Raw genomic sequence first — 22,737 nt, forward strand, 5'->3', positions numbered from 1 at the left:
TTTAAGTTCATGCCTTCTTTGTTTCAACCCCGCTTAAAAGTGTTGAGAGTGGGGTTAATTTAATAAATTGCAGATATTGTACACTGATATGTACATTAAATAAAATCAATTGAATATAAATACTATTAAATCAAATACTTATATAGTGAAAATGGTGCGCTCGGCGGGACTCGAACCCACGCCACAGGCTTCGGAGACCTGTACTCTATCCAGTTGAGCTACGAACGCTTTGATTGGTATTAAAAAAAAGCAGTGGGCTATTTTAGCAAACTTTTCGTGCAATAAGCAAATCATCAAAATTACTGCCAGAAACTGCTCGGCAAAGTTGATAGCACATATCAAATAAGCATAGCTTTTTCAGATAATTTTCCCTTATAATAGTATGGAAAATAAATCTGTGTAACATTTATCGCATCAATATTGCATCAACGGATACAATCGAGCAATCTAATGGCTCATATTATCCGTTTTAAAAGTATTACGATAATTTAATTCACCTGTTTGAGAGAACGTGACGAATGAAAAAAGTAGTGATGTTATCAGCGGTTACTATGCTAAGTCTTGCGGGTATCGCTGTCAGCCAAGCTGAGGATAAAGCCAGTGCCCCTGCAGCGGCATCAGCTACCGCTAGCGCTTCAAGTACCGCGACAGCCTCAAGTACTGCAACTGCTTCAGCCCCTGCATCCTCTGCCGCTCCCGCAAAAAAGGAAGCAGAAAAAGCACCTGAAGATCCACCTCAAGTTGCAAAATTGGTTGCATTATACCCAAATCTTATCGCACGTATTGCCCCCCAAGGTAAAGTTTGTTTTGAAGGTAAAGAGTGTGATATCACTATTGCCGCCGCATTAGGTGCCGCTGATCCAAATAAACCACGTGAAGGCAAAGTAATTTATGAAGGTGTTTGCCATACTTGTCACGCAGCAGGTCTGTTAGGTGCACCAAAATTTGGTGACAAAGGCGCTTGGGGTCCGCGTATCGCTAAAGGTACCGCTACCCTTCACCAACACGCGCTACAAGGCTTTAACGCCATGCCAGCCAAAGGTGGTAACGCTGATTTATTAGATGTGGAAGTGACCAACGCGGTTGATTATATGGTGTCTCAAGCCAAATAATCATTTTTAGCCCAGATGAAGCCTATCAACTGATAGGCTTTTTTAATTGTATCATTGGTATAATTTAACTTAACTTAGTTCAGTCAAATCTTTAAACTATCCAACCCATCCCCATTAAGGTCTCACCTTTAACCAGAACCTGCATTGCTATGGCAAACTTTGACACTACCATCCCTGCTCTAAAAATCACCCAGCTTACCAAAACCTACCCAAATGGTTTTGCCGCACTCAAAGGCATTGATTTGACCGTACCCCAAGGTGGATTTTTTGCCCTACTTGGTCCCAATGGTGCGGGTAAATCCACCACCATTGGTATTATCAGCTCGCTATTTAAACCCAGCTCAGGCTCGGTAGAAATTTTTGGGGTAGATTTGCTTAAACAGCCTGCCAAAGCCAAGCAGTTCTTAGGTGTGGTGCCGCAAGAATTTAACTTTATGCAGTTTGAGAAAATCGAAGATATTTTGATAGCCCAAGCGGGCTATTTTGGCATACCTACCAAGGAATCTCGCCCGCGTGCCGAAAAACTGCTTAAAGCATTGGGGCTTTGGGAAAAACGCGACGACAAAGCGCGTATGCTGTCTGGCGGTATGAAACGCCGTTTGATGATTGCGCGTGCTTTAATGCACCATCCCAAACTGCTGATTTTGGATGAGCCGACTGCAGGGGTGGATATTGAACTGCGCCGCTCGATGTGGGATTTTATGCAGCAAATTAACACAGAAGAAGGCACGACGATTATTTTAACCACCCATTATTTAGAAGAAGCTGAGCAGCTGTGTAAAAACATTGCTATCCTTGACCAGGGTGAAATTCGTATCAATACCGATATGAAAAGTTTGCTTACCAGCCTTGATGTGGAAAGCTTTGTGTTTGACTTGGCGCAACCTTATCCCGCACCCATTGCGTTAACCAATGTGGTAAAAACCAAGCAGCCAGATCCGTTGACCCTTGAAGTCACACTCAAAAAAGGCGAGAGTTTAAATGACGTCTTTGCCCAGTTAAATGCTCAAAATATTCAGGTAGCGAGTATGCGTAACAAAGCCAATCGCCTTGAAGAGTTGTTTTTGGGGATTGTTGAAAATAATTTGACTGAAAAATTGGAGAATTAACATGGATTTTCAGCGCCAGTTGGTTGCATTTAACACCTTGTTAGTCAAAGAAATCCGCCGAATTCTTCGCATTTGGCCGCAAACGCTGTTGCCCCCTGCCATCACCATGAGTTTGTATTTTATCATCTTTGGTAAAATGATTGGTGCTCGGGTTGGCGATATGGGCGGTGTCTCCTACATGCAGTTTATCGTGCCTGGCTTGATTATGATGTCGGTGATTACCAATAGCTACTCCAATGTGGTATCGAGTTTTTTTGCCACTAAGTTCCATGGTAATATCGAAGAGATGCTGGTCAGTCCGATTTCTAAACATACCATTTTACTAGGCTTTATCGCGGGCGGTTTGTTTCGGGGGTTGACCATTGGCGCGATTGTGACGGTACTCGCGTTGTTTTTTACTCAGTTATCACTGGTGCATACATTTGTCACGATTTTTACTGTGGTGATGACCTCAGCATTGTTTTCGCTGGGCGGTATGATTAATGCGGTATTTGCGCGCTCGTTTGATGATATTTCCATCGTACCCAGTTTTGTGTTGACCCCCTTGACATATTTGGGCGGTGTGTTTTATTCACTTAAAGATTTATCAGGATTTTGGCAAAACATATCGCTACTAAATCCCATTGTTTATATGGTCAATGCTTTTCGTTATGGTATTTTGGGTCATTCAGATGTCAATGTATGGTCATCTTTGGTGGCGATTGGGATTTTTACCGCGATATTTTATGGCATTGCGTATTATCTTTTAGCAGATGGCTCACGCGTTCGTTTATAACTTAGTTAAATTAAAAAAATATGAAACCACTTGAAACTCACGGTATTTTGGGTCAATCCACCAGCTATCCAAAAACCTACGCCCCCGATATGCTCTACCCCATTGCCCGTGCATTGGGACGGGCAAAGCTGGCACTGCCTGCTGACGCCTTAAGTATTGGCATGGACTGGTGGCAGGTTTTTGAAATGTCTTGGCTTAACTCGCAAGGCATATCACAGGTGGCAATGGCGCGCCTTGCCATCCCTGCCACATCTGACTATATTGTCGAATCAAAATCGCTCAAACTTTATTTTAATAGCCTAAATTTCACTGAATTTGATAACCAACAAGCTGTTAAAGCAACGGTGGAAAAAGATTTATCCGCTTGTCTAAAAACCGATGTGACGCTTGAGATTTTTGAGGTGAACATCGCAAATAGCTTACCCATCAGCGCGCCGCAGGGTGACTGCATTGATAACGCGTTAGATATTATCGGTAAAAAAATCGCCATCGTCAGTGATGTCAATCCCTCAAGCTTGACCGTTGCCAATCAAGTCGCTTCGGATAGCCAGTTACAAATTTTGCATTCGCATCTGCTGCGCTCAAACTGCCCTGTCACCAATCAGCCAGATTGGGGAACACTGGAGATTCAGATAGATAGCCAAGCGATTGACCGAGCAGGGCTGCTTGAGTATATTTTGAGCTTTCGTCAGCATAATGGCTTTCATGAACAATGCGTGGAGCAGATTTTTAGTGATTTAACCCAAGCCTTTGCGCCAAAAACGCTCATGGTACGCGCATGGTACACACGCCGTGGCGGGATTGATATCAATCCTTGTCGGGTGAGTGATATCAGTTTGTTGCCACCACCATCACGGCTCAACCGTCAGTAATATTCGCTAATAATAATCGCCAGTAAGCTAGTCGCATTTTTATCAAAAAAAGCGTATGCTATGTTTTTCAAAATTTTCCTGCCTAAAACTAAGTTTACCTAGTAGTTGGCGGCAAGCAATACCCAGAAGGATTACCGCATGCAAGCAGTCGGTCAACTCATGCTCGATATTGAAGGCACAGCGCTTAGCCTAGCAGATGAAGCACTGCTACGCCAACCGGAAGTTGGCGGCGTGATTTTGTTTGGACGCAATGTAGAAAGCCCTGAGCAAGTACGCGAACTGACCGATAGTATGCGTGCCATCAAGCCCAATATTCTAATTGCCGTTGACCAAGAAGGTGGACGTGTCGCTCGCTTGCGCGCGGGTTTTTCGCCGCTACCTGCGATGGGTAAACTCGGTGAAAGGTTTGAGCATGACCCTATCACTGCGCTTGATCTTGCTTATTGTGCGGGCTATTTGATGGCAAGCGAAGTCCTAGCAGTTGGGATTGATTTTAGTTTTGCGCCTGTACTTGATATCAATGGGGTTAGCCGCGTGATTGGTGATCGCGCGTTTCACGCCCATCCGATTGCAATCACCGCCTTATCTGCTGAATTTATGCGCGGCATGAAGCTTGCAGGAATGGCAACCACGGGCAAGCATTTTCCCGGTCACGGCTCAGTTGCACCGGATTCTCATGTGGATGATGCCACCGATGAGCGCAGTTATGATGAGATTCGCCAATACGATATGCAGCCATTTATTCGCAACAAGCCGCTACTTGATGCGCTCATGCCCGCTCATGTGGTATTTAGCACAGTTGATAACAAACCTGCAGGGTTTTCATCGATTTGGCTGCAGCAAATTATCCGTGGCAAGCTAGGTTTTAATGGGGTATTGTTCTCCGATGACCTGTCGATGAAAGCGGCACATGTTGCAGGTGATGCAGGTGACCGTATTGCGGCTGCCTTAACGGCAGGCTGCGATATGGGATTATTGTGTAATGACCGCCCTGCTGCCTTAGTTGCACTTGAGCGTTTGCAAAAACAGCCGACACTGCTTAATACCACCAGCCAACATCGGTTATCTACCATGAAAGGCAATATCAAAGGCTGGCGGGGCTCGCTGGCCGACTCAGCCAAAGACTGGTCACACTGGCAAAGCAGTCAGCGTAAGGTGCTAGAAAATTTCTTTGCATGAATTTGCTTAAAACAAGAAAATTTAAAACGAGCAACTTTCAAAAAAAACAAATTCAAAAAAGCAACGCGGCATCGTTGCTTTTTTTATGGCTACTTTCTTGTCGCTAATTTTTATAGCTACTTTTTGTTTCCTCAATTGACATAGCGTAATTGACCTATCATTTTTTGCAAATGCTCACTACTTAATTGACTCCAGATGTTATAAAAACAGCCATTGTCCAGCACTAGGTAAGCCAGCATTTTACCCTGCGGGTTATTGCCTTCTCGCCCAAGCGTCACATAACTGCCATCGGCATAGTTTTTACGGTATGCCCAGCCCTGGTACAAGTCACGCTTAGATGTGGTACCTGCATTGGCTACGCCATAAGCACTGCGTAAAGGCCTGCCTTTATAGTTTTTCAAATCATACGCCACCGCAAAGCCACCTGAAAAATTGGCAGCGCGTGATTGTGCAGTTTTAACATTGACTGAGGAATGATTAGCAATGGCTAAAATTGGGCAATATTTATAATCAGATTGTCGCCATTGCTGGTGGTAAATTGGGCTAACTTGATTACTTTTGAGTGATGCATGCGATTGCCAAGGGGATTTTGGCAGCCTAGTAGCCGCTTGGGCAGTATTGACAACTATGCAGCCACTTATCGCAACACTGGTCATAGCAAGTTGATAAAACATCGTTGTACTTCGTATCATATTCAGGGTCTCACGCCATTTTATTTGAGGTTTTCCATCAGGTAAAGTTACGCTATTGGCAATTTACCTTTACGAGCTTATCTTCTAGTACACTATATGACCCTAGTATATAAAATAGATAATAATTCATCCTAAAAAAGTGTAGCACAACCATTGTTTTTTATAACAAATTTGCAAACGTGATAAATAGATAAGGGAAAAGACAAGGCATAAAAAAAGCCCCTAATTCAATGAATTAGGGGCTTTTTTAAAATATGGGGCGAATGATGGGACTCGAACCCACGACAACCGAGATCACAACCCGGGGCTCTACCAACTGAGCTACATCCGCCATAAGGTAGGTTTTACAGACTAGCAAAATGCGCGCCTGACAGGATTCGAACCTGTGACCACCCACTTAGAAGGCGGGTGCTCTATCCAACTGAGCTACAGGCGCATAAAAAAAGCCTGCTCGGCTCTTGATTCATCTTTTCAACTTGGGTAAGTTTAAAGAATGAATGGTCGGAGTGAAAGGATTCGAACCTTCGACCCCCTGGTCCCAAACCAGGTGCACTACCAAGCTGTGCTACACTCCGATTGCCTAACTAGGCTTTAATTGTTACTTCAAAACCTTAGCAATGGTAAGCTTAAAGGCTATCATCGCTAAGTGGTGCGTATATTAAAGCAAGTTAGTTAGGCTGTCAACGACTTTTTTCAATATTTTAAAAACAGACAATGGTTTTTAATGTCTATTTTTTGAGCGTGGCGCCAAACGCCAACATGCGATCTAGGGGTTTTTTAGCTTGTTCGATTAGCTGCGCATCAACAAAAATCTCGTGCGGTACGGCGTCAGGCGTGCCTACTTTCTCCAGTGCATGGATGATTTGGTCTAAATCATTCATCGCCATCCACGGGCAGTGCGCACATGAACGACAGGTTGCACCTTCGCCACGCGTCGGCGCTTCGATAAACACCTTATCTGGTGCCGCTTGCTGCATTTTATAAAAAATACCGCGATCCGTGGCGACGATGAACATCTTGTGCGGTAGGGTTTGCGCCGCTTTAATCAGCTGACTGGTGCTACCCACAGCATCTGCCATCTGGGTCATCTCAATCGGTGATTCTGGGTGTACCAACACGGCGGCATCGGGGTACATCTCTTTCATGGTTTTTAGGCTGCGGCTACGGAACTCTTCATGCACGATACAAGCGCCATCCCACAGTAGCATATCTGCGCCCACTTTTTGCTGGATATAACGCCCCAAATGCTGGTCAGGTGCCCAAATGATTTTTTCACCTTGGGTGTCTAGATGGTCAATGAGCTCAACCGCGATACTCGATGTCACCACCCAATCTGCCCGCGCTTTAACAGCCGCTGAGGTGTTGGCATACACGACCACAGTACGGTCAGGATGCTGGTCACAAAACGCGCTAAAATCTTCAATCGGACAACCCAAATCTAGTGAGCAAGTGGCTTCTAGCGTTGGCATTAATACCGTTTTTGCAGGACTTAGGATTTTAGCGGTCTCACCCATGAATTTGACGCCTGCAACAATCAGCACATCGGCATCACTATCACGCCCAAACCGCGCCATCTCTAAACTATCCGATACGATACCGCCTGTGGCTTCGGCAATTGCTTGGATTTTTGGGTCGGTGTAATAGTGAGCAATTAACGTGGCATTATGCTGTTCTAACAAATCGGCAATGCGCTGTTTTTTTTCTGCAAATTCGGCATCATCAATCTCAATATCTTGGGGTATACCGAGCTTATCGAGATGTTGTTTAACAATATCTTTGGCAGACACTGCTATCAGTTGCTCATTATTCGCTAATAGAGGATTGGATGGCTGGGTAGTTGCTTGCGGTGTACTTGATTGTTGCATGAAAAACTCCTTCTCATGAGATGACTTACCCATGTCTATCACAGGTAAGTAGCAATTCATTGATTCTCCTGCTGTTACTATAGCAAACTTTTTTGCGCAAGGTGAATCAATTGCGACTAGTAACTGATATAAGGGTAATTTGGCTAAATTAAATACTGGGACCCATTAAAATATTATTGAGCCTCAATCATGACGCTTTTGCCTTTACCAAACCTTTTAACAGCGCGCGCTCGCTATAGCCGATTAAGCCAATATAGACCAGTAATAAGGTATTGGATAACCAAAAATTCATTTGAAAAGCACTGACGATTATCACACTAAACAGCATTAGCGTACCCAAAAAGAAAACGATTTTTTTGGTTTGGTAAGGTATTGGATAAAAATGCTGTCCAAGCGCGTACGATACTATCATCATGAGGAAATAAACAAAAAGCGTCACCCACGCCGACACCATAAAGCCGTATTGTTTTAAAAACAGCATATGGAGCAAAATAGTCAATCCTGCCCCAAGCCACGAGATGGCTGAGCCAATCCCAGTACGGTCAGTTACCTTATACCAAGTTGATAGGTTGTAATAAATCCCAAAACATAGGTTTGCAATGACGATAATCGGTACGATATTAATCGCTGTCCAATAACTGGGGTCGGTGATAAATAACCGTTTAAGCCATGAAATATTGGCAATAATCCCAAGCGCCACCACCGATGCAAATAAAGCAAAATACTCCGTCATCATGGCATACGTATGTTTGGCATTGGCGTGGTGCATTTGTTTAAATAAAAACGGCTCAATCCCCATCCGATAGGCGGTCACAAACAAAGTCATTAACACCGCCAATTTATAGCAGCCGCCGTATGCCCCCGCATCGCCTTTATCAATCATATAATATTGGATGATTTTATCGAAGTTTTCATTCACCATAAACGCCAACCCTGCCAGCATGACCGGATAAGAATAACGAATCATACGTTTGAACAAGGCTTTATCAAAATGTAAGCGTACTTTTTTAATAATCGGGAACAGCATCATAAAAGTGGCGAGACTGGCAACTAAATTGGCAAAGAACGGATACGCCACTTGCTCGGTCAAGCCGAAACTTTTGGCAGCATCAATAGGCACAAAGCGAAACAGCGCAATAACCACCACAGTCTGTATCAAAATCGACACTACCCGCACCACCGAATACTTCACAGGCTGGTTGTGATAACGTAGCCAAGCAAACGGAATGGTACAAATTGCATCAAAAAACGCAATCCAAGCAAACCAACGCAAAAATTCAGGATGATTGCCATAATCCATCAGGATTGATAGCGGATTGCTAAAGAGCAACACCATGACCAAAAAACTGCCTGCCAACATGGCAATAAACCAAAACGCCGTGCTAAACACATTTTTTTCGGCGGCGCCTGTTTTATCTTCTCCTGAAAAGCGAAAATAAGATGTTTCAAAACCAAAAGTGAGCACAATATTGATAAAAGCAATCCAAGCATATAGGCTGGTAAAGATAGCAAAGGCTTCTTTATCAATGTAATTGATATACAACGGATTGAGTAAAAAGGTAATGACACGGGGTAAAATCGCACCGATACCATAGATAATGGTTTCACCTAACAGTCGTTTGATATTCACAGGCTATCCAAAGTTAATGTCGCTTGATGGGTTTTAAGGTTGGCTAATAATAAGGCTTTTGGCGTTGTAGCGCTAACAAAGCGTGTTGCACTTCTTGCACTTTTTTTTCGGTCAATAAATTGCTGATATTAATCCAAATCCAGTGAAAGCCATACCCGCCGTCCTGCATTTCAATTTTGGCATGCTCAATCGTCCAGTTTTGTACCAAAATGCGATACATAGCAACGGTAATACCCGTGCGATCTGAGCCGTGATAACAATGCACGAGCACCTTGTCGCCACGCGCTTGGTGCCACAAAATATCATACAAAATTTCAGCAAGTTGCTGCGGCTTAATCGCCCAAGTCATCAATGGGTGATTGATAAAGGTCAGCGGTAAGTTGGCTAAATTTTCTTCGTTATCATCGCGATCAAAAAATCGTAAATTGATAAGCGTATTGATGCCGTATTGCTGGATAATACCGATATCATCGGGCGTTAGCTGCTCACTACGAAACAGCTGCTCATCGATTTGATAAAGATTGGCATGTTGACACCGTAATTTTGCCCAAGTAGCGGGACGAAAATGCTGCGTAAATGGCATGTCATTGACCTAGTGGTATGATGAATTTATGCGACATAATAGCTTAAAGTGGACAAAAACGCACCGAAATTTACCTGTAAAAAAACCCAATCGATATTGGGTTTTTTGACGTAATTAACAGCAATTGTTAGCTAAAGAAGTTTCACGCTTAAACATCCAAGTAATCTAGGATACCTTTAGCGGCCTCACGACCTTCCCAAATCGCGGTTACCACCAAGTCTGAACCCCGCACCATATCGCCACCTGCGAAGATTTTTGGATTCTTAGTTTGGTACTTATAAGTTTGTAACTCAGGTGCAATCACCCGTCCACTATTATCCATCTCGATGCCTTGGGTGGTAAACCACTCAGCTGGGCTAGTACGGAAACCAAATGCCATAATCACCGCATCGGCTGGCAAGATTTCTTCTGAATTGGGAATAGGCTCTGGGCTACGGCGACCACGGTTGTCGGGTTCGCCAAGTTTAGTAGTCACTACTTTAACACCGGTTACTTTACCATTTAAACCGATAATTTCAATCGGCTGACGGTTAAATAAAAACTGTACGCCTTCTTCACGCGCATTACGCACTTCACGGCGTGAGCCTGGCATATTCTCTTCATCACGGCGGTAGGCACAAGTCACAGAAGTTGCACCTTGGCGGATACTGGTACGGTTACAGTCCATCGCGGTATCACCACCGCCAAGGACGACCACTTTTTTACCTTGTAGGTCGATGTACTCTTGTGGGTTCGTTTCCCAACCTTGGCAGCGGTTGACGTTTGCGATTAAAAAATCTAACGCATCATACACGCCAGATAGCTCTTCACCGGCATAACCGCCACGCATATAGGTATAGGTACCCATACCCATAAACACCGCGTCATACTCACTGAGTAACTCATCAATGGTGACATCTTTACCAATCTCGGTATTTAAACGAAATTCAATGCCCATGCTTTCGAACACTTCGCGACGACGACGCATGACATTTTTTTCCATTTTAAATTCTGGAATACCAAAGGTCAGTAGTCCGCCAATTTCAGGGCGTTTGTCAAACACCACAGGTTTGACGCCATTACGGACCAATATGTCAGCACAGCCAAGACCCGCAGGACCTGCGCCAATCACCGCAACTTTTTTATCCGTCCAAGTCACACCGCTCATATCTGGACGCCAGCCTAGCGCAAACGCAGTATCGGTGATGTATTTTTCCACGTTCCCAATGGTGACCGCCCCAAAGCCGTCATTGAGGGTACAAGCCCCTTCACACAGACGGTCTTGAGGACATACTCGCCCACAGACTTCCGGCAACGTGTTAGTTTGGTGACATAAATCTGCCGCTTGGAAAATATGACCTTCGGTAGCCAGTTTTAGCCAGTTTGGAATGTAGTTGTGAACGGGACATTTCCATTCACAGTAAGGGTTACCACATTCAAGACAACGGTGCGCTTGGTCAGTTACGTTGTCTTGCTCAAATGGATAGTAAATCTCAACAAACTCGTGAGTACGGGTATTGATGTCTTTTTTTGAAGGGTCGACACGTGCGACGTCTAAAAACTGAAAATCGTTGTGTAATCGTTTTGCCATGCCCCAATGCTCCTAAAGCAATGCTCCTAAGTGAGTGGTATCCAGCGATTCACTGTATACCGACCTGCTTGACAGCGAACTTTTAAAATTTAAGTTAAAGGTAGAGCGCTGGTCACGCGCTACCTTTAGCAATCCAATATCATCAAATTATGCTACACAATCGCTTATTGTGGGTCTGCCATGGTCGTTTTTAGTAGCGAAGTAATGTTCGCGGCTTTTGGTTTGACCAAATAGAACTTACGAACATAATGCTCAAAGTCGTCAAGGATGGTTTGACCCCATTGGCTACCTGTTTTTGCTACGTGAGTTTTGATAATCGACATCAAGTTGATACGGTGATTTTCTGTTTGCTCACTTGAAATACGATGCATATCGATAAGCTCATGGTTACAACGGTCAAAGAAATCGCCATCTAAATCAAGTACGTAAGCAAAACCCCCTGTCATACCAGCACCGAAGTTGAGACCGGTTTTACCCAACACCGTCACCACACCGCCCGTCATGTATTCACAGCAGTGGTCACCGGTACCTTCAACCACCGCAAAACAACCTGAATTACGCACCGCAAAACGTTCACCTGCAGTACCTGCTGCATATAGATGACCACTTGTGGCACCATACAAACAGGTGTTACCGATGATAGCGGTTTGCTGGCTAGCAAACGTCGAGCCTTTTGGTGGGTAAATCACGATTTCACCCCCTGCCATGCCTTTACCTACGTAGTCGTTGGCATCCCCCTCAAGCTTAATGTTTAAACCGCCTGCATTCCACACACCTAAACTTTGACCCGCGGTGCCGGTTAAGTGCAAGTTGATTGGCGCGCTTGCCATACCATTGTTGCCATGCAGCGCAGCAATCTCCCCTGAGATACGCGCACCGATAGAACGGTCACAGTTGCCGATACGATAGCTAAAGTCACCGCCTTTGGCTGATTTGATGGTATCCATCATATCGATAACCATTTGTTCAGCGAGCAAGCCTTTGTCAAATGGCTCATTGCGCTCAACTTGGCAGGTTTGTGGTTTGCCATCGCCTTTGCTATGGGTAAATAATAGCGGCGCTAGGTTCAAGTGTTGTTGCTTGTTGGTGCTGCCTGACATGACTGATAGTAAGTCGGTGCGACCCACAAGCTCTTCCATTGAACGCACGCCCAATGCGGCCAACCATTCACGGGTTTCTTGTGCCACAAATCTAAAGAAATTAATCAGCATTTCGGCTTCACCGATGAAATGCTCATCGCGCAGTTCTGATTTTTGCGTTGCCACGCCCGTTGGGCAGTTGTTTAGGTGACAGATACGAAGGTATTTACAGCCCACGGCAATCATTGGCGTGGTACCAAAACCAAAGCTTTCCGCCCCCAATATTGCCGCTTTAACTACGTCTAAACCAGTTTTTAGACCACCATCTGTTTGCACGCGCACTTTATGACGTAACCCGTTGACACGAAGCGATTGGTGCGCTTCAGATAAACCCAATTCCCAAGGCGAGCCGGCATAGTGAATTGATGATAAAGGAGACGCTGCGGTACCACCATCATACCCTGAAATGGTAATCAAATCGGCATACGCTTTTGCCACGCCCGTTGCAATAGTACCTACACCTGGACGCGACACCAATTTGACTGATACAAGCGCGTTTGGATTGACTTGTTTTAAGTCAAAAATTAGCTGCGCCAAGTCTTCAATCGAATAGATATCATGATGCGGTGGCGGTGAAATCAAGGTCACACCTGGCACTGAGTAACGCAAACGCGCAATTAAGCTATTTACTTTACCACCCGGCAACTGACCGCCTTCACCGGGTTTTGCCCCCTGCGCGATTTTAATCTGCATGACTTCGGCAGAACGCAAGTAAGCCGGCGTAACCCCAAAACGACCTGAGGCGACTTGTTTGATTTTTGAGTTACGAATCGTGCCATAACGTGTGGGATCTTCACCGCCCTCACCCGAGTTTGAACGTCCGCCAATTGTGTTCATCGCGGTTGCAATCGCCTCGTGTGCTTCTGGTGACAAGGCGCCTAATGACATACCTGCTGAGTCAAAGCGTTTTAGGATTTGTTCAATGGGCTCAACGTCATCAACACTGATGGATTTACTAGTATCTAACTGCAGCAAATCACGTAACGTCGCTACGGGTCGGCTGTTGACAATCGACGCATATTCTTTGTAGTTGTCGTAATCGCCCGTGCGTACTGCTTTATGTAGCGCTTGAATCACATCTGGGTTAAAGGCGTGGTATTCTTTGTTAAAGACGAATTTTAACAAGCCGCCTTGGTCAAGCGGTACACGTTTGGTAAAGGCATTTTTTGCCAAGATTTGTTGGTCAATCGCCAAATCGTCAAACGTGGCACCTGAGATACGGCTTTCAACCCCAGTAAAGCAAAGCTCAACCACTTCTTCTGACAAACCCACGGCTTCAAACAATTGCGCGCCGCGGTAAGAAGAGACGGTGGAAATACCCATTTTTGATAGGATTTTTAATAAGCCTTTATCCAAGCTTTTGCGGAAGTTATTTTTGGCGTAAAGCGGATCACCAAGCAAGTCGCCTTTATCGACCAAGTCTGCAATCACATTGTAAGCCAAGTATGGATAAACCGCGGTAGCACCAAACCCTAACAAGACCGCTAATTGGTGAGAATCACGTACCAAACCTGTTTCGATGATTAAGTTGGCATCTGCGCGTAAACCTACATTAATCAGGTGATGATGCACCGCACCCGTCACCATAATGGCATTGGCAGGTACTTTACTTTTTTCAATATTGCGGTCAGATAATACAATCAATACTTTACCTGCGCGTACCGCTTGGGCAGCTTGCTCACAGATGTGTTTGATGGCATCTTCTAATGGCATTGATTCATCATAATTTAAATCAATGGTTTCAATTTCAAAACCTGGTTTTGTGACGCTGCGCAGTTGCATCATTTTGCTCGATGACAACACAGGCGATGACAACACGATACGGTTGGCATGGTCTGGCGTGGGTTCAAAAATATTCTTTTCGCTACCCAAACAAGTTTCCAATGACATCACAATCGCTTCGCGCAGAGGATCGATTGGTGGGTTGGTAACCTGAGCAAATTGTTGACGGAAGAAATCAGCCACGTGACGAACTTGTTTTGACAGTACCGCCATCGGGGTGTCATCCCCCATCGAACCAACGGCTTCTTGACCGTTTTCGGCTGAAGGACGAATGATTTCTGTGCGTTCTTCATTGGTGATATGGAACATTTTTTGCAGCGCTAACAGATGCTCGCCTGTTTCACGTTGCTCGTAAGCTTTTTCTTCTAGCTGTTCATCATCCCGTAGACGTACCGCATTTTCCCGTAACCATAGGCGATATGGGTGGGCTTTTTTCAGCTGACGACCCACTGCTTTGGTATCCATGATGTTACCAGTTTCAGTGTCAATTACTAGCATTTGCCCCGGTCCGACGCGACCTTTAGCAATCACGTCTTCAGGTTGATAATCCCAAGTGCCGATTTCTGAAGCCACGGTGATATAGCCATTTTTGGTAGTCACCCAACGTGATGGACGCAAACCATTGCGGTCAAGCATACAAACCGCATAGCGACCATCTTGGATGACTAGACCGGCTGGACCATCCCACGCTTCCATGTGCTGTGAGTAAAACTCATAAAACGCGCGTAAATCCATGTCCATCGTGTCAACATTTTGCCATGCTGGCGGCACAAGGATAGAAAGCGCACGGAATAAATCCATGCCCCCTGACACCAGTACTTCAAGCATATTGTCTAAGCTTGATGAGTCAGAGCCCACACGGTTGACTAGTGGCTGTAATTCTTGCAGCTCTGGAATCAAATCGGTGACAAATTTTGGCGTACGAGCGACCGCCCAGTCACGGTTACCGTCAATCGTGTTTAATTCACCATTGTGGGCAAGATAGCGAAAAGGCTGTGCGAGTGGCCATCTTGGTAGGGTATTGGTTGAGAAACGTTGGTGGAATACCACAATGTGTGACGCCAAACGTTCGTCTTGCAAATCCAAGAAGAACGCGGGCAAATCAGCAGGCATGACTAAGCCTTTATAGATAACCACTTGTGAGGTCAATGACGTCACATAAAATAACGGATCATCTTTCAGCGCGATTTCTGCTTTGCGGCGTGCAACGAATAATTTGCGGTTGAACGTTGCCTCGTCCATATTGATTGGGCAATTGACTAAAATTTGTTTAAAGCCTGGGAGTGATTCACGGGCAATGTCACCCACGATACTTAAATCAACCGGCACATCACGCCAGCCAGCGACTAGCAAACCTTGTGCTTCAATCGCTTGGCTTAATGTATCTTGGCTATGCTGTGCTAATGCTTTATCAAGGTTAACAAATACCGTGCCGACGGCAAAAATTTCGTTTAGGGTAAAGCCATTGTCTGAAGCGATTTTTTTAAAAAATACTTTGGGCGTCGCAATCAATAGACCACAACCATCGCCTGTCTTACCATCAGCTGCCACGCCACCGCGGTGGGTCATACAGCTTAAACTATGAATCGCTGTTTGCACTAAGTCATGACTAGCTTCACCATGGGTATGCGCAATCAAACCAAACCCACAGTTGTCTTTGAACACATCGGGTTGGTAAAGATTATGCTGATCTGAATACTGATTTGAAGACATAAGCGTGTTCCCTTAACAAGCTGGTAGCAAAGAAATGGGCATACTATAAATATGTGCAATGTTTGCTATTGAATCATAAAAGATTGGAATATATAACCGTCATGTTTGTTATCTATATACACCATAAGAAATAAAAATGGCACCCTTTGTTATATTAACGAAAAAGGGTAAAAAAATCCACTGTTATTTGAACCCCAAAACCAACCCGTCTAACCTCACTAGTTAGCTTGGGACTTCTGCTTGATTAACTCGCCCATGCTATCTTTTGAGGCTTCTTTGGATTTTGGCTTTTCTTCAGCCGGCTTGCTAGGGGTTTGTTTGGGTTTAACGTCAGCATTATCATTCTTGCTATTGATAACTTTTGGTTCTGAACGGGTGGTATTTGAGTCGTTACTGTTGCTTTCAGCAATCACTTTACCTTCTTGGATAGAAAGGGTCTCTTGCGGATTGACTGACTTTTCAATGCTAGTTTTTGGCGCTACGCGTTTTGGTTCTGCTGCTGTGGAAGTCGCAGTTTGTGGTTGCGGTTCAACTTTGGCTTTTGGCGCGGGCAATAATTTTGGTGTAGAGGTTAGTTTGACTTCTCGCGCGGCTGTCTTACCGACATCACGAAGGGGCGGCGCGACTTCATACTCATCCATTTGTGGGGCATACATTTTAAATTCTTCAGGAAATGCCTTAACTTCTTTTGGTAAATTAAAATTCACTACTTTAGCTGCGCCAACCGCTTCTTGTACTGAGCCAAATACGCCATAAGTGACCACAAAGCGTTTTTGGTTATGGGCATCGACGATACGAAAATAATTAAATTTATCACGATCGTCACGGCTATTTAGGTAATCGGTGACCACTTCGTGCTCCACCACGTTCATGACTTGAACTGTCCATTTACCGTTATTGGCCTTGATAAAGCGACTGTCCTTAAATTCTTTGGGATAGTTGCGCATATCACGAATCACCGCATCAAATTTGATGGGTCTAACTTCAGTATTAAGCTCTTCAGGTGTTTTTGCCAATAGTAGCGCGGTGGGATCTTGATTTTGATTGGCATTACTCGCCGCTTTCACCGCACTTTTGGCAGGCTTTACTGCAGAAGCAATCCACACCATGACCGTCAAGCCGCCTGCAATCGCCGCTAAAATCAGCCAAGTGGTCACTTTAAATGCCCATGAACGATACAGCGTAGATAAAGAATGCACCATAAAACAACCTTCTGTCTGAGGTAAGGTTAACGCCCGATATGACGCTTTAACCCATCTATAAAATTTATATCAATTAGGTTTGTCAGTCAAAGCCAGTACGTCTGTCAGTAACGCTGGATCATACGCTGACGTCAATACCGCTTGTCCCAATTTTTCTAGTAATACGAGACGAATTTTGCCGGATTTGACTTTTTTATCATGACCCATCAAATCCAGTGCTGTGTCCACCTTAATGGCTGGCGGATGGGTGGGTAAATCAGCACGAGCGATTAAAGAGCTGGCTCTGTCAACATCATCCGCGCTAAGCCAACCTTGTTTTTGTGACAATTGCATCGCTTGAATCATGCCTACCGCGACTGCTTCACCGTGTAGCCAATTGCCATAACCTTCATGTGTTTCAATCACATGACCAAAGGTATGACCAAAATTAAGCAGCGCACGCTTATTGGCTTCAAACTCATCTTGCGCCACAATATCCGCTTTATGCTGGCAAGAAATCAGTACAGCTTGGGCTAACAAATTCAAATCGAGCGTGCGTAACGACGTCATATGGGTTTCAAGCCAAGCCAAAAAAGCCACATCGCCGATTAACGCGTATTTGATAACTTCCGCTAACCCTGCTGACAACTCACGCGGTGGCAAGGTTTTTAAGGTGGTCATATCTGCCAAAACAAGACGCGGCTGCCAAAACGCGCCAATCATATTTTTGCCCAAGCGATGATTGATGCCTGTTTTGCCGCCCACGCTAGAATCCACTTGCGACAACAACGTTGTGGGAATTTGGATAAAATTCACACCACGCATAAAACTTGCTGCCGCAAAACCCACCATATCACCAATGACGCCACCGCCAAGGGCTATCAGCGTACAGTCACGGTTAAAGTGATTTTCCATCAACTGATCATAAATACTATCAATGCTTTGCTGGGTTTTATATTGCTCACCATCCGGTAAAATACAAGTTTTAACGAGTTTATCGGCAGGCAGACGTGCGACGAGCTTGTCAAGATATAAGGGTGCAACTGTCTCATTGGTGACAACCAATATTTGTTTGCCGCCAATATAGTCAGCAAAATCAAAGGTTTCGATGAGATTTTCCCCAATAAAAATGGGATAGTCGTGTGAACGTGTATGGACAATTAACTCACGGCGCATGGCAGTACTCATATCAATATTATCTTTTTGTCATCTAGTAGGTTGTCATCAATTAGCTTGTCATATCAGATTGCGACATTTAGACGGTTATATTGGCGTCTTGCAATTGCAGCAGAATGTCATGCACCATTTTTTTTGGGGAATTGTGACCCGTCACAATGGTGATGTCGGCAAGCTGCTGATAAATTGGGTCACGTTTACAAAAAAGCTCGGTTAGCTTTTGCTTAGGATTGTCTATTTGTAATAACGGACGGTTGCGGTCACGACAAGTGCGTTCATACTGAATGTCAACTTCTGCCCGCAAATAGATGATTATACCCCGTTTTAAAAAATGGTGATTTTCGGCGATAGTAACTGCCCCGCCGCCTGTGGCTAGTACGACATGATCGAGCTGGGTTAGTTTATCAAGTACACGTGTTTCGCGTTGACGAAACCCTACTTCACCCTCTTTTTCAAAAATCCAGCTAATACTTGCGCCCGAGACGCGTTCTATTTCCTGATCACTGTCATAAAACGTAAACCCAAGTTGCTGCGCCAACAGTTTACCAATTGTGGTCTTACCCGCACCCATCGGGCCAATCAAAATAATTAACGGCTTAGGTTGATTACACTCCATAAAAAAACCACAAATCACTCTATAATATATTGAAAACATTATACTGTGATTTGTGGCAATGTGCTATAAGACTATTTTGTTATACAACAGCTCTATTAGGGAGTAAATTAATTAACACGGCCCGTGTCATTCACCAATTTTGGGGTCACAAAAATCAATAATTCTTGCTTGTTATTGGTTTTTGAGGTGCGCTTAAAGAAGCGATCAACATAAGGTAAATCTCCTAAGAAAGGCACTTTTGTAACATTATTTCCTAAAATATTTTTAAATATTCCACCCAAAACTACAGTCTGACCATCATCGACAACTACACTCGTATTAATCGAATCCTTATCTATAGAAACTGGATTAGTAGAATAATTAGGTGTACCATTCTCAATTAATAGCTCTAATCCTATCTTTCCTTCAGGTGTTATATTTGGAGTAACTTCTAAGCTAAGTGCGGCATCTTTAAAGGATGTAGATGTCGCGCCACTGGCAGAGGCTTCTTGATAAGGGATTTGTGTGCCTGACATGATTTTGGCGGTTTGCTTATCAGAAGTTAGCACTTTTGGACTGGAGATGACTTCGCCTTTGTTATCCGCTTGCATGGCTGACAATTCTAAATCTAATAGTAAATCTGAAATGCTCAACAAGCCAAAGGCAATTTGTCCTGCAGGGTTAGCTGCGCCTAGATTGACACTAAGATTGTCAGGTCGTGTAATAGTGTATGAAGGATAATCAACAGTTTGCCCATTTACGGTCATTGATTGCATACTATATTTCTTAAGATCCCATATGGTCTGCTCAGAACCACCCACTAATAAATTACGATTACTGTGCACGCCTTGCGATAAAATGCCCCATTTAACTCCAAGCTCCTTGGTGAAAGCATCACTAGCACTCACAATGCGGGCTTCAATCATCACTTGTTTGACAGCGATATCGATTTTACTAATCAAATCACGGATGTTGCTGATGGTTTCAGCGGTGTCTTTAACAATCAAAGTATTGGTTCTGGTATCGATTGTGACTGTACCTCTGTCTGTTAACAGTGAGGTACTACCGCTCGAACGATCGGATGTTGCTCTGCCTGCTTCAATCAATGTTCGTACATTTTCTGCTTTGGCATAGTTGAGTCGAATATATTCGGTACGCAGGGGGTCTAATACTTTTTTCTCTTGTTGCGCTTTTAACTCATCGGCTTCTTGTTTGGCAAGTTCTGCCGCGGGTGCCACCCAAATTACATTACCATTAACCCGTTTATCCAAATTTTTACTTTTTAGGATAATATCTAAGGCTTGATCCCAAGGCACGTTAATCAGACGCAAGGTAATGTTACCACTGACGCTGTCACTGGCAACGATATTGGTATTGGTATGTTGTGCCAACACTTCTAAAATCGTCCGCACGCTGACATCTTGAAACTCTAGTGATAAAGGTGCCCCGCTGTAGGTACGCTCTTCAATGGTCGGCTCGCGCAGACGTTTGGGGGGATCGATATTGATATTTAGCTGATTACCTGTTTGAAAGGCTTTATAGTCATAATCGCCTGTCATGGTAATACGAATCACGCCATTGCGTCCTTGGTTGGTTGCGATAATATCACGCACCAAGCCATTACCTACGGTCATTTGTTTTTGCAGGCGACTTGGAATGGTAGCGCCTGTCAGACGAATGACTAACTCATCACCCATGCGCTGTACATCCACAGGGATGCTGTCATTCACCAAATTAATGCTAACATTACCGCCGCCGTTCGAGGTGCCATTAAAATTAATCGCCGCTAGGCCATCATAGTTGTATTGTTGAACAACGGCGGCAGCAGGATTTAATAAAGGATTGACTTTGACTACCATGGTATTGGCGGGTGGGGCGACTTTTGGTGTTTGGGTCACGACGGCAACAGGTGGCGGCGTTTGCACGACCACAGGTGGCGGTGTAGCAATCACAGGCGCAGCTTCAGTCACTACGGCAGCAGGCGTTACCACCGCGGGCTGACTCACAACGGCCGCTGTAGTCACCACAGGTTTAACGATAGCTGGATTGGTAGCTGCTGTGGTTTTCGGCTGCATTGATACTACCAGGCGATTATTAATCACACGTGTACTAAAGGTCGCTTGATTTGACAACTCAATAATCATACGTGTCATACTGTCATTGGTCAGCGTTGTGACATTGTTGACATAGCCTTGGTTATAAGTTTGCATCCGTGATGAAATTTGATTATTCACATTGGGGAAATCCAACACCAGTCGTGTGGGTGAGGCAAGTTCATAAGCCGTCGGGGTCACAGCACTATTAGCAAAGTCGATATTGAGTTCTGTTAGCACAGCGCTCGGCGTGGTAACCGAGATATTTCTAATGGTATCAGCTGCAAACACACTGCTAGATACTAACATCGCACTCATCGCTACCGCAAGCTTAGACGTTGAAGTTCGAAATGGATAGGCATTAAAATTCATTGAATTATCCCTTTGTTTTATTGACTAACTGCGGCAACAATTGAGTTTGCTTTTTCGACATAGCCGACACGACTGTCTGGTATGATTTCAATTAAGTTAATTTGGGTTGGGGTAATCTCTGCAATACGCCCCTCATTTTTACCCATATAATTACCCACTTTGACACTGGCAATCCCCCCATCTGGGCGTTGCACAAGACCATACACCTCGCCAGATGATGACACCATCGTACCTTTGTAGGTAAGCTCATTCAACTCAAATTGTTCAAGTGGCTCTTTGAGTCGGGACACATCCGGTCTCACCCCTTTCATTTGCTGTACTTGATTGGCTTGCAGCATTAAACTAGGCGGCATAAATGGACTACGCAGCGGTGAAGCGCTGTAATTAAACTCTTGTACCACTTCGGGTGTCGGCGGTGGCTTTACCGGTTGCGCAGGCTGGTTACGGATGTCCTGCATTTGTTGCTCTGCCAAACCGACACGGTCGGTACAGCCAGATAAGAGGGCTAATAGGGCTAAGCAAATAGTGAGCGGTTTTTTATTAATTGCCATTATTCGCTTCCTTATTGTCAGACCCAGCTGGATTTTTTTGATTATCTTTTTGTGCCTTTTTCAATTCTTCTTCAGTTAACTCTTTTGAACGATAAGTTTTAACGTTCAAAACAAGATTGGTTTCTGGTAGCTTGTCTAGGCTAGGACTAGGGTTGGCAACTTCAAAGTCATGGAGGGTAATAATCCGAGGTAATTTAGCAAGCCCACTAATGAATGAGCCAAATTGGTGATAATCTCCTAAAGCGGCAATACGAATTGGCTGCTCAATAAAGAATTCTTGGGAGACTTCGGGTTCAACTTTAATATCCTGAAATTTGACATTACTGCCCACACCAACCATATTAATTCCATCCACCAAGTCAGAAATACGGGTGTCTTTGGGTAATTGATTGAGCAGTTCTTTAAAATCAGACTGCATTTTTGATACTTGCGCCTGATATTCTTTTAGATGACGTGCTTTGGATTCTTTTTGGCGATATTCATCTAACAAGGTTTGCTGCTCGGCTTCGGCAGCGGCAATCTCATCACGTTTGGTACTAATCGGCAAAAACCAAGTTAAAAAGGCGATAACAGCAACCATAAATAGCAATACGGTAACCTTAACAGGCACAGGCCAGCTACCATAATTATTTTGGTCCAGGGATTTAAAGCTTTCGGTAAAGGCTTTAACATCAAACGATTTTTTTGCGGTAATTTGAACAGGTTTTTTGACGAGTTTCGGTCTTTTTAGCGGATTGGTTAATTTCAC

At 44.3% G+C, this 22,737-nt stretch carries 17 protein-coding genes and 4 tRNA genes; 5 read left to right on the forward strand and 16 right to left on the reverse strand.

What is annotated here, in order from left to right:
- Window positions 1-152 precede the first annotated feature (152 nt).
- Window positions 153-228, reverse strand: a tRNA-Arg gene (locus RTS10_RS09665).
- 290 nt (window positions 229-518) lie between these two features.
- On the opposite strand from RTS10_RS09665, the gene RTS10_RS09670 reads away from it, so the two are divergent.
- From RTS10_RS09670 to nagZ, 5 genes are all read left to right on the forward strand, one after another.
- Window positions 519-1,112, forward strand: a complete 594-nt coding sequence (locus tag RTS10_RS09670) for a c-type cytochrome (RefSeq protein WP_099833614.1) — start codon at window positions 519-521, stop codon at window positions 1,110-1,112.
- A 149-nt stretch (window positions 1,113-1,261) separates the two neighbouring features.
- On the forward strand, window positions 1,262-2,221 hold the full coding sequence (locus tag RTS10_RS09675) for an ABC transporter ATP-binding protein (protein ID WP_312540133.1): 960 nt from the start codon (window positions 1,262-1,264) through the stop codon (window positions 2,219-2,221).
- 1 nt (window position 2,222) lies between these two features.
- Window positions 2,223-2,996 (forward strand): ABC transporter permease, encoded by a 774-nt coding sequence (locus RTS10_RS09680; protein WP_065253753.1) that lies wholly within the window; start codon window positions 2,223-2,225, stop codon window positions 2,994-2,996.
- 20 nt (window positions 2,997-3,016) lie between these two features.
- Complete coding sequence (gene queF, locus RTS10_RS09685) at window positions 3,017-3,868, forward strand: NADPH-dependent 7-cyano-7-deazaguanine reductase QueF (RefSeq protein ID WP_219330907.1); 852 nt, start codon at window positions 3,017-3,019, stop codon at window positions 3,866-3,868.
- Between the two features lie 138 nt (window positions 3,869-4,006).
- Window positions 4,007-5,047, forward strand: a complete 1,041-nt coding sequence (nagZ, locus tag RTS10_RS09690) for a beta-N-acetylhexosaminidase (RefSeq protein ID WP_060996333.1) — start codon at window positions 4,007-4,009, stop codon at window positions 5,045-5,047.
- 131 nt (window positions 5,048-5,178) lie between these two features.
- Here the strand turns inward: nagZ and RTS10_RS09695 are convergent, their stop codons facing one another.
- From RTS10_RS09695 to RTS10_RS09765, 15 genes are all read right to left on the reverse strand, one after another.
- Window positions 5,179-5,739 carry a hypothetical protein gene (locus RTS10_RS09695; RefSeq protein ID WP_312540137.1) on the reverse strand — a complete coding sequence of 187 codons (561 nt, stop codon included), beginning with the start codon at window positions 5,737-5,739 and terminating at the stop codon, window positions 5,179-5,181.
- Window positions 5,740-5,994: 255 nt separating this feature from the next.
- Window positions 5,995-6,070, reverse strand: a tRNA-His gene (locus RTS10_RS09700).
- A 31-nt stretch (window positions 6,071-6,101) separates the two neighbouring features.
- Window positions 6,102-6,175: transfer RNA gene (locus tag RTS10_RS09705), tRNA-Arg, on the reverse strand.
- A 62-nt stretch (window positions 6,176-6,237) separates the two neighbouring features.
- A tRNA-Pro gene (locus RTS10_RS09710) sits at window positions 6,238-6,314 on the reverse strand.
- A gap of 153 nt (window positions 6,315-6,467) precedes the next feature.
- Window positions 6,468-7,604, reverse strand: a complete 1,137-nt coding sequence (nadA, locus tag RTS10_RS09715; protein ID WP_312540139.1) for a quinolinate synthase NadA — start codon at window positions 7,602-7,604, stop codon at window positions 6,468-6,470.
- Window positions 7,605-7,791: 187 nt separating this feature from the next.
- Window positions 7,792-9,234: a lipopolysaccharide biosynthesis protein gene (locus RTS10_RS09720; RefSeq protein ID WP_312385763.1), complete on the reverse strand. Its 1,443-nt coding sequence runs from the start codon at window positions 9,232-9,234 to the stop codon at window positions 7,792-7,794.
- A 43-nt stretch (window positions 9,235-9,277) separates the two neighbouring features.
- Window positions 9,278-9,817, reverse strand: coding sequence for a tyrosine-protein phosphatase (locus tag RTS10_RS09725; RefSeq protein ID WP_065253758.1), 540 nt, complete (start codon window positions 9,815-9,817; stop codon window positions 9,278-9,280).
- Between the two features lie 148 nt (window positions 9,818-9,965).
- Window positions 9,966-11,387 (reverse strand): FAD-dependent oxidoreductase, encoded by a 1,422-nt coding sequence (locus RTS10_RS09730; protein WP_036597723.1) that lies wholly within the window; start codon window positions 11,385-11,387, stop codon window positions 9,966-9,968.
- 164 nt (window positions 11,388-11,551) lie between these two features.
- Window positions 11,552-16,021, reverse strand: a complete 4,470-nt coding sequence (gene gltB, locus RTS10_RS09735; protein ID WP_312540141.1) for a glutamate synthase large subunit — start codon at window positions 16,019-16,021, stop codon at window positions 11,552-11,554.
- Window positions 16,022-16,239: 218 nt separating this feature from the next.
- Window positions 16,240-17,223, reverse strand: coding sequence for a hypothetical protein (locus RTS10_RS09740; protein WP_312540143.1), 984 nt, complete (start codon window positions 17,221-17,223; stop codon window positions 16,240-16,242).
- 69 nt (window positions 17,224-17,292) lie between these two features.
- On the reverse strand, window positions 17,293-18,390 hold the full coding sequence (aroB, locus tag RTS10_RS09745) for a 3-dehydroquinate synthase (RefSeq protein ID WP_312540144.1): 1,098 nt from the start codon (window positions 18,388-18,390) through the stop codon (window positions 17,293-17,295).
- A gap of 67 nt (window positions 18,391-18,457) precedes the next feature.
- On the reverse strand, window positions 18,458-18,994 hold the full coding sequence (locus RTS10_RS09750; RefSeq protein WP_101964669.1) for a shikimate kinase: 537 nt from the start codon (window positions 18,992-18,994) through the stop codon (window positions 18,458-18,460).
- Between the two features lie 107 nt (window positions 18,995-19,101).
- The gene (pilQ, locus tag RTS10_RS09755) at window positions 19,102-21,438 is read right to left on the reverse strand and encodes a type IV pilus secretin PilQ (RefSeq protein ID WP_312540146.1); all 2,337 of its coding nucleotides are present in this window, start codon (window positions 21,436-21,438) and stop codon (window positions 19,102-19,104) included.
- 17 nt (window positions 21,439-21,455) lie between these two features.
- On the reverse strand, window positions 21,456-21,989 hold the full coding sequence (locus tag RTS10_RS09760) for a pilus assembly protein PilP (protein ID WP_203171548.1): 534 nt from the start codon (window positions 21,987-21,989) through the stop codon (window positions 21,456-21,458).
- Window positions 21,979-22,737 carry a type IV pilus inner membrane component PilO gene (locus tag RTS10_RS09765; protein WP_409455602.1) on the reverse strand — a complete coding sequence of 253 codons (759 nt, stop codon included), beginning with the start codon at window positions 22,735-22,737 and terminating at the stop codon, window positions 21,979-21,981. The genes RTS10_RS09760 and RTS10_RS09765 overlap by 11 nt, the downstream gene beginning before the upstream one ends.

Origin of the sequence: Moraxella sp. CTOTU47616 (assembly GCF_032017465.1) — a bacterium.
Classification (GTDB): Bacteria; Pseudomonadota; Gammaproteobacteria; order Pseudomonadales; family Moraxellaceae; genus Faucicola; species Faucicola tetraodonis.

Bases quoted from the DNA above. Each gene is read 5' to 3' on its own strand.
- RTS10_RS09730 (WP_036597723.1), bottom strand. From the start codon at position 11,387: ATGGCAAAACGATTACACAACGATTTTCAGTTTTTAGACGTCGCACGT.
- pilQ (WP_312540146.1), bottom strand. From the start codon at position 21,438: ATGAATTTTAATGCCTATCCATTTCGAACTTCAACGTCTAAGCTTGCG.
- RTS10_RS09675 (WP_312540133.1), top strand. From the start codon at position 1,262: ATGGCAAACTTTGACACTACCATCCCTGCTCTAAAAATCACCCAGCTT.
- RTS10_RS09750 (WP_101964669.1), bottom strand. From the start codon at position 18,994: ATGGAGTGTAATCAACCTAAGCCGTTAATTATTTTGATTGGCCCGATG.
- RTS10_RS09760 (WP_203171548.1), bottom strand. From the start codon at position 21,989: ATGGCAATTAATAAAAAACCGCTCACTATTTGCTTAGCCCTATTAGCC.
- aroB (WP_312540144.1), bottom strand. From the start codon at position 18,390: ATGAGTACTGCCATGCGCCGTGAGTTAATTGTCCATACACGTTCACAC.
- RTS10_RS09740 (WP_312540143.1), bottom strand. From the start codon at position 17,223: ATGGTGCATTCTTTATCTACGCTGTATCGTTCATGGGCATTTAAAGTG.
- nagZ (WP_060996333.1), top strand. From the start codon at position 4,007: ATGCAAGCAGTCGGTCAACTCATGCTCGATATTGAAGGCACAGCGCTT.
- RTS10_RS09670 (WP_099833614.1), top strand. From the start codon at position 519: ATGAAAAAAGTAGTGATGTTATCAGCGGTTACTATGCTAAGTCTTGCG.
- RTS10_RS09695 (WP_312540137.1), bottom strand. From the start codon at position 5,739: ATGATACGAAGTACAACGATGTTTTATCAACTTGCTATGACCAGTGTT.
- gltB (WP_312540141.1), bottom strand. From the start codon at position 16,021: ATGTCTTCAAATCAGTATTCAGATCAGCATAATCTTTACCAACCCGAT.
- nadA (WP_312540139.1), bottom strand. From the start codon at position 7,604: ATGCAACAATCAAGTACACCGCAAGCAACTACCCAGCCATCCAATCCT.
- queF (WP_219330907.1), top strand. From the start codon at position 3,017: ATGAAACCACTTGAAACTCACGGTATTTTGGGTCAATCCACCAGCTAT.
- RTS10_RS09725 (WP_065253758.1), bottom strand. From the start codon at position 9,817: ATGCCATTTACGCAGCATTTTCGTCCCGCTACTTGGGCAAAATTACGG.
- RTS10_RS09680 (WP_065253753.1), top strand. From the start codon at position 2,223: ATGGATTTTCAGCGCCAGTTGGTTGCATTTAACACCTTGTTAGTCAAA.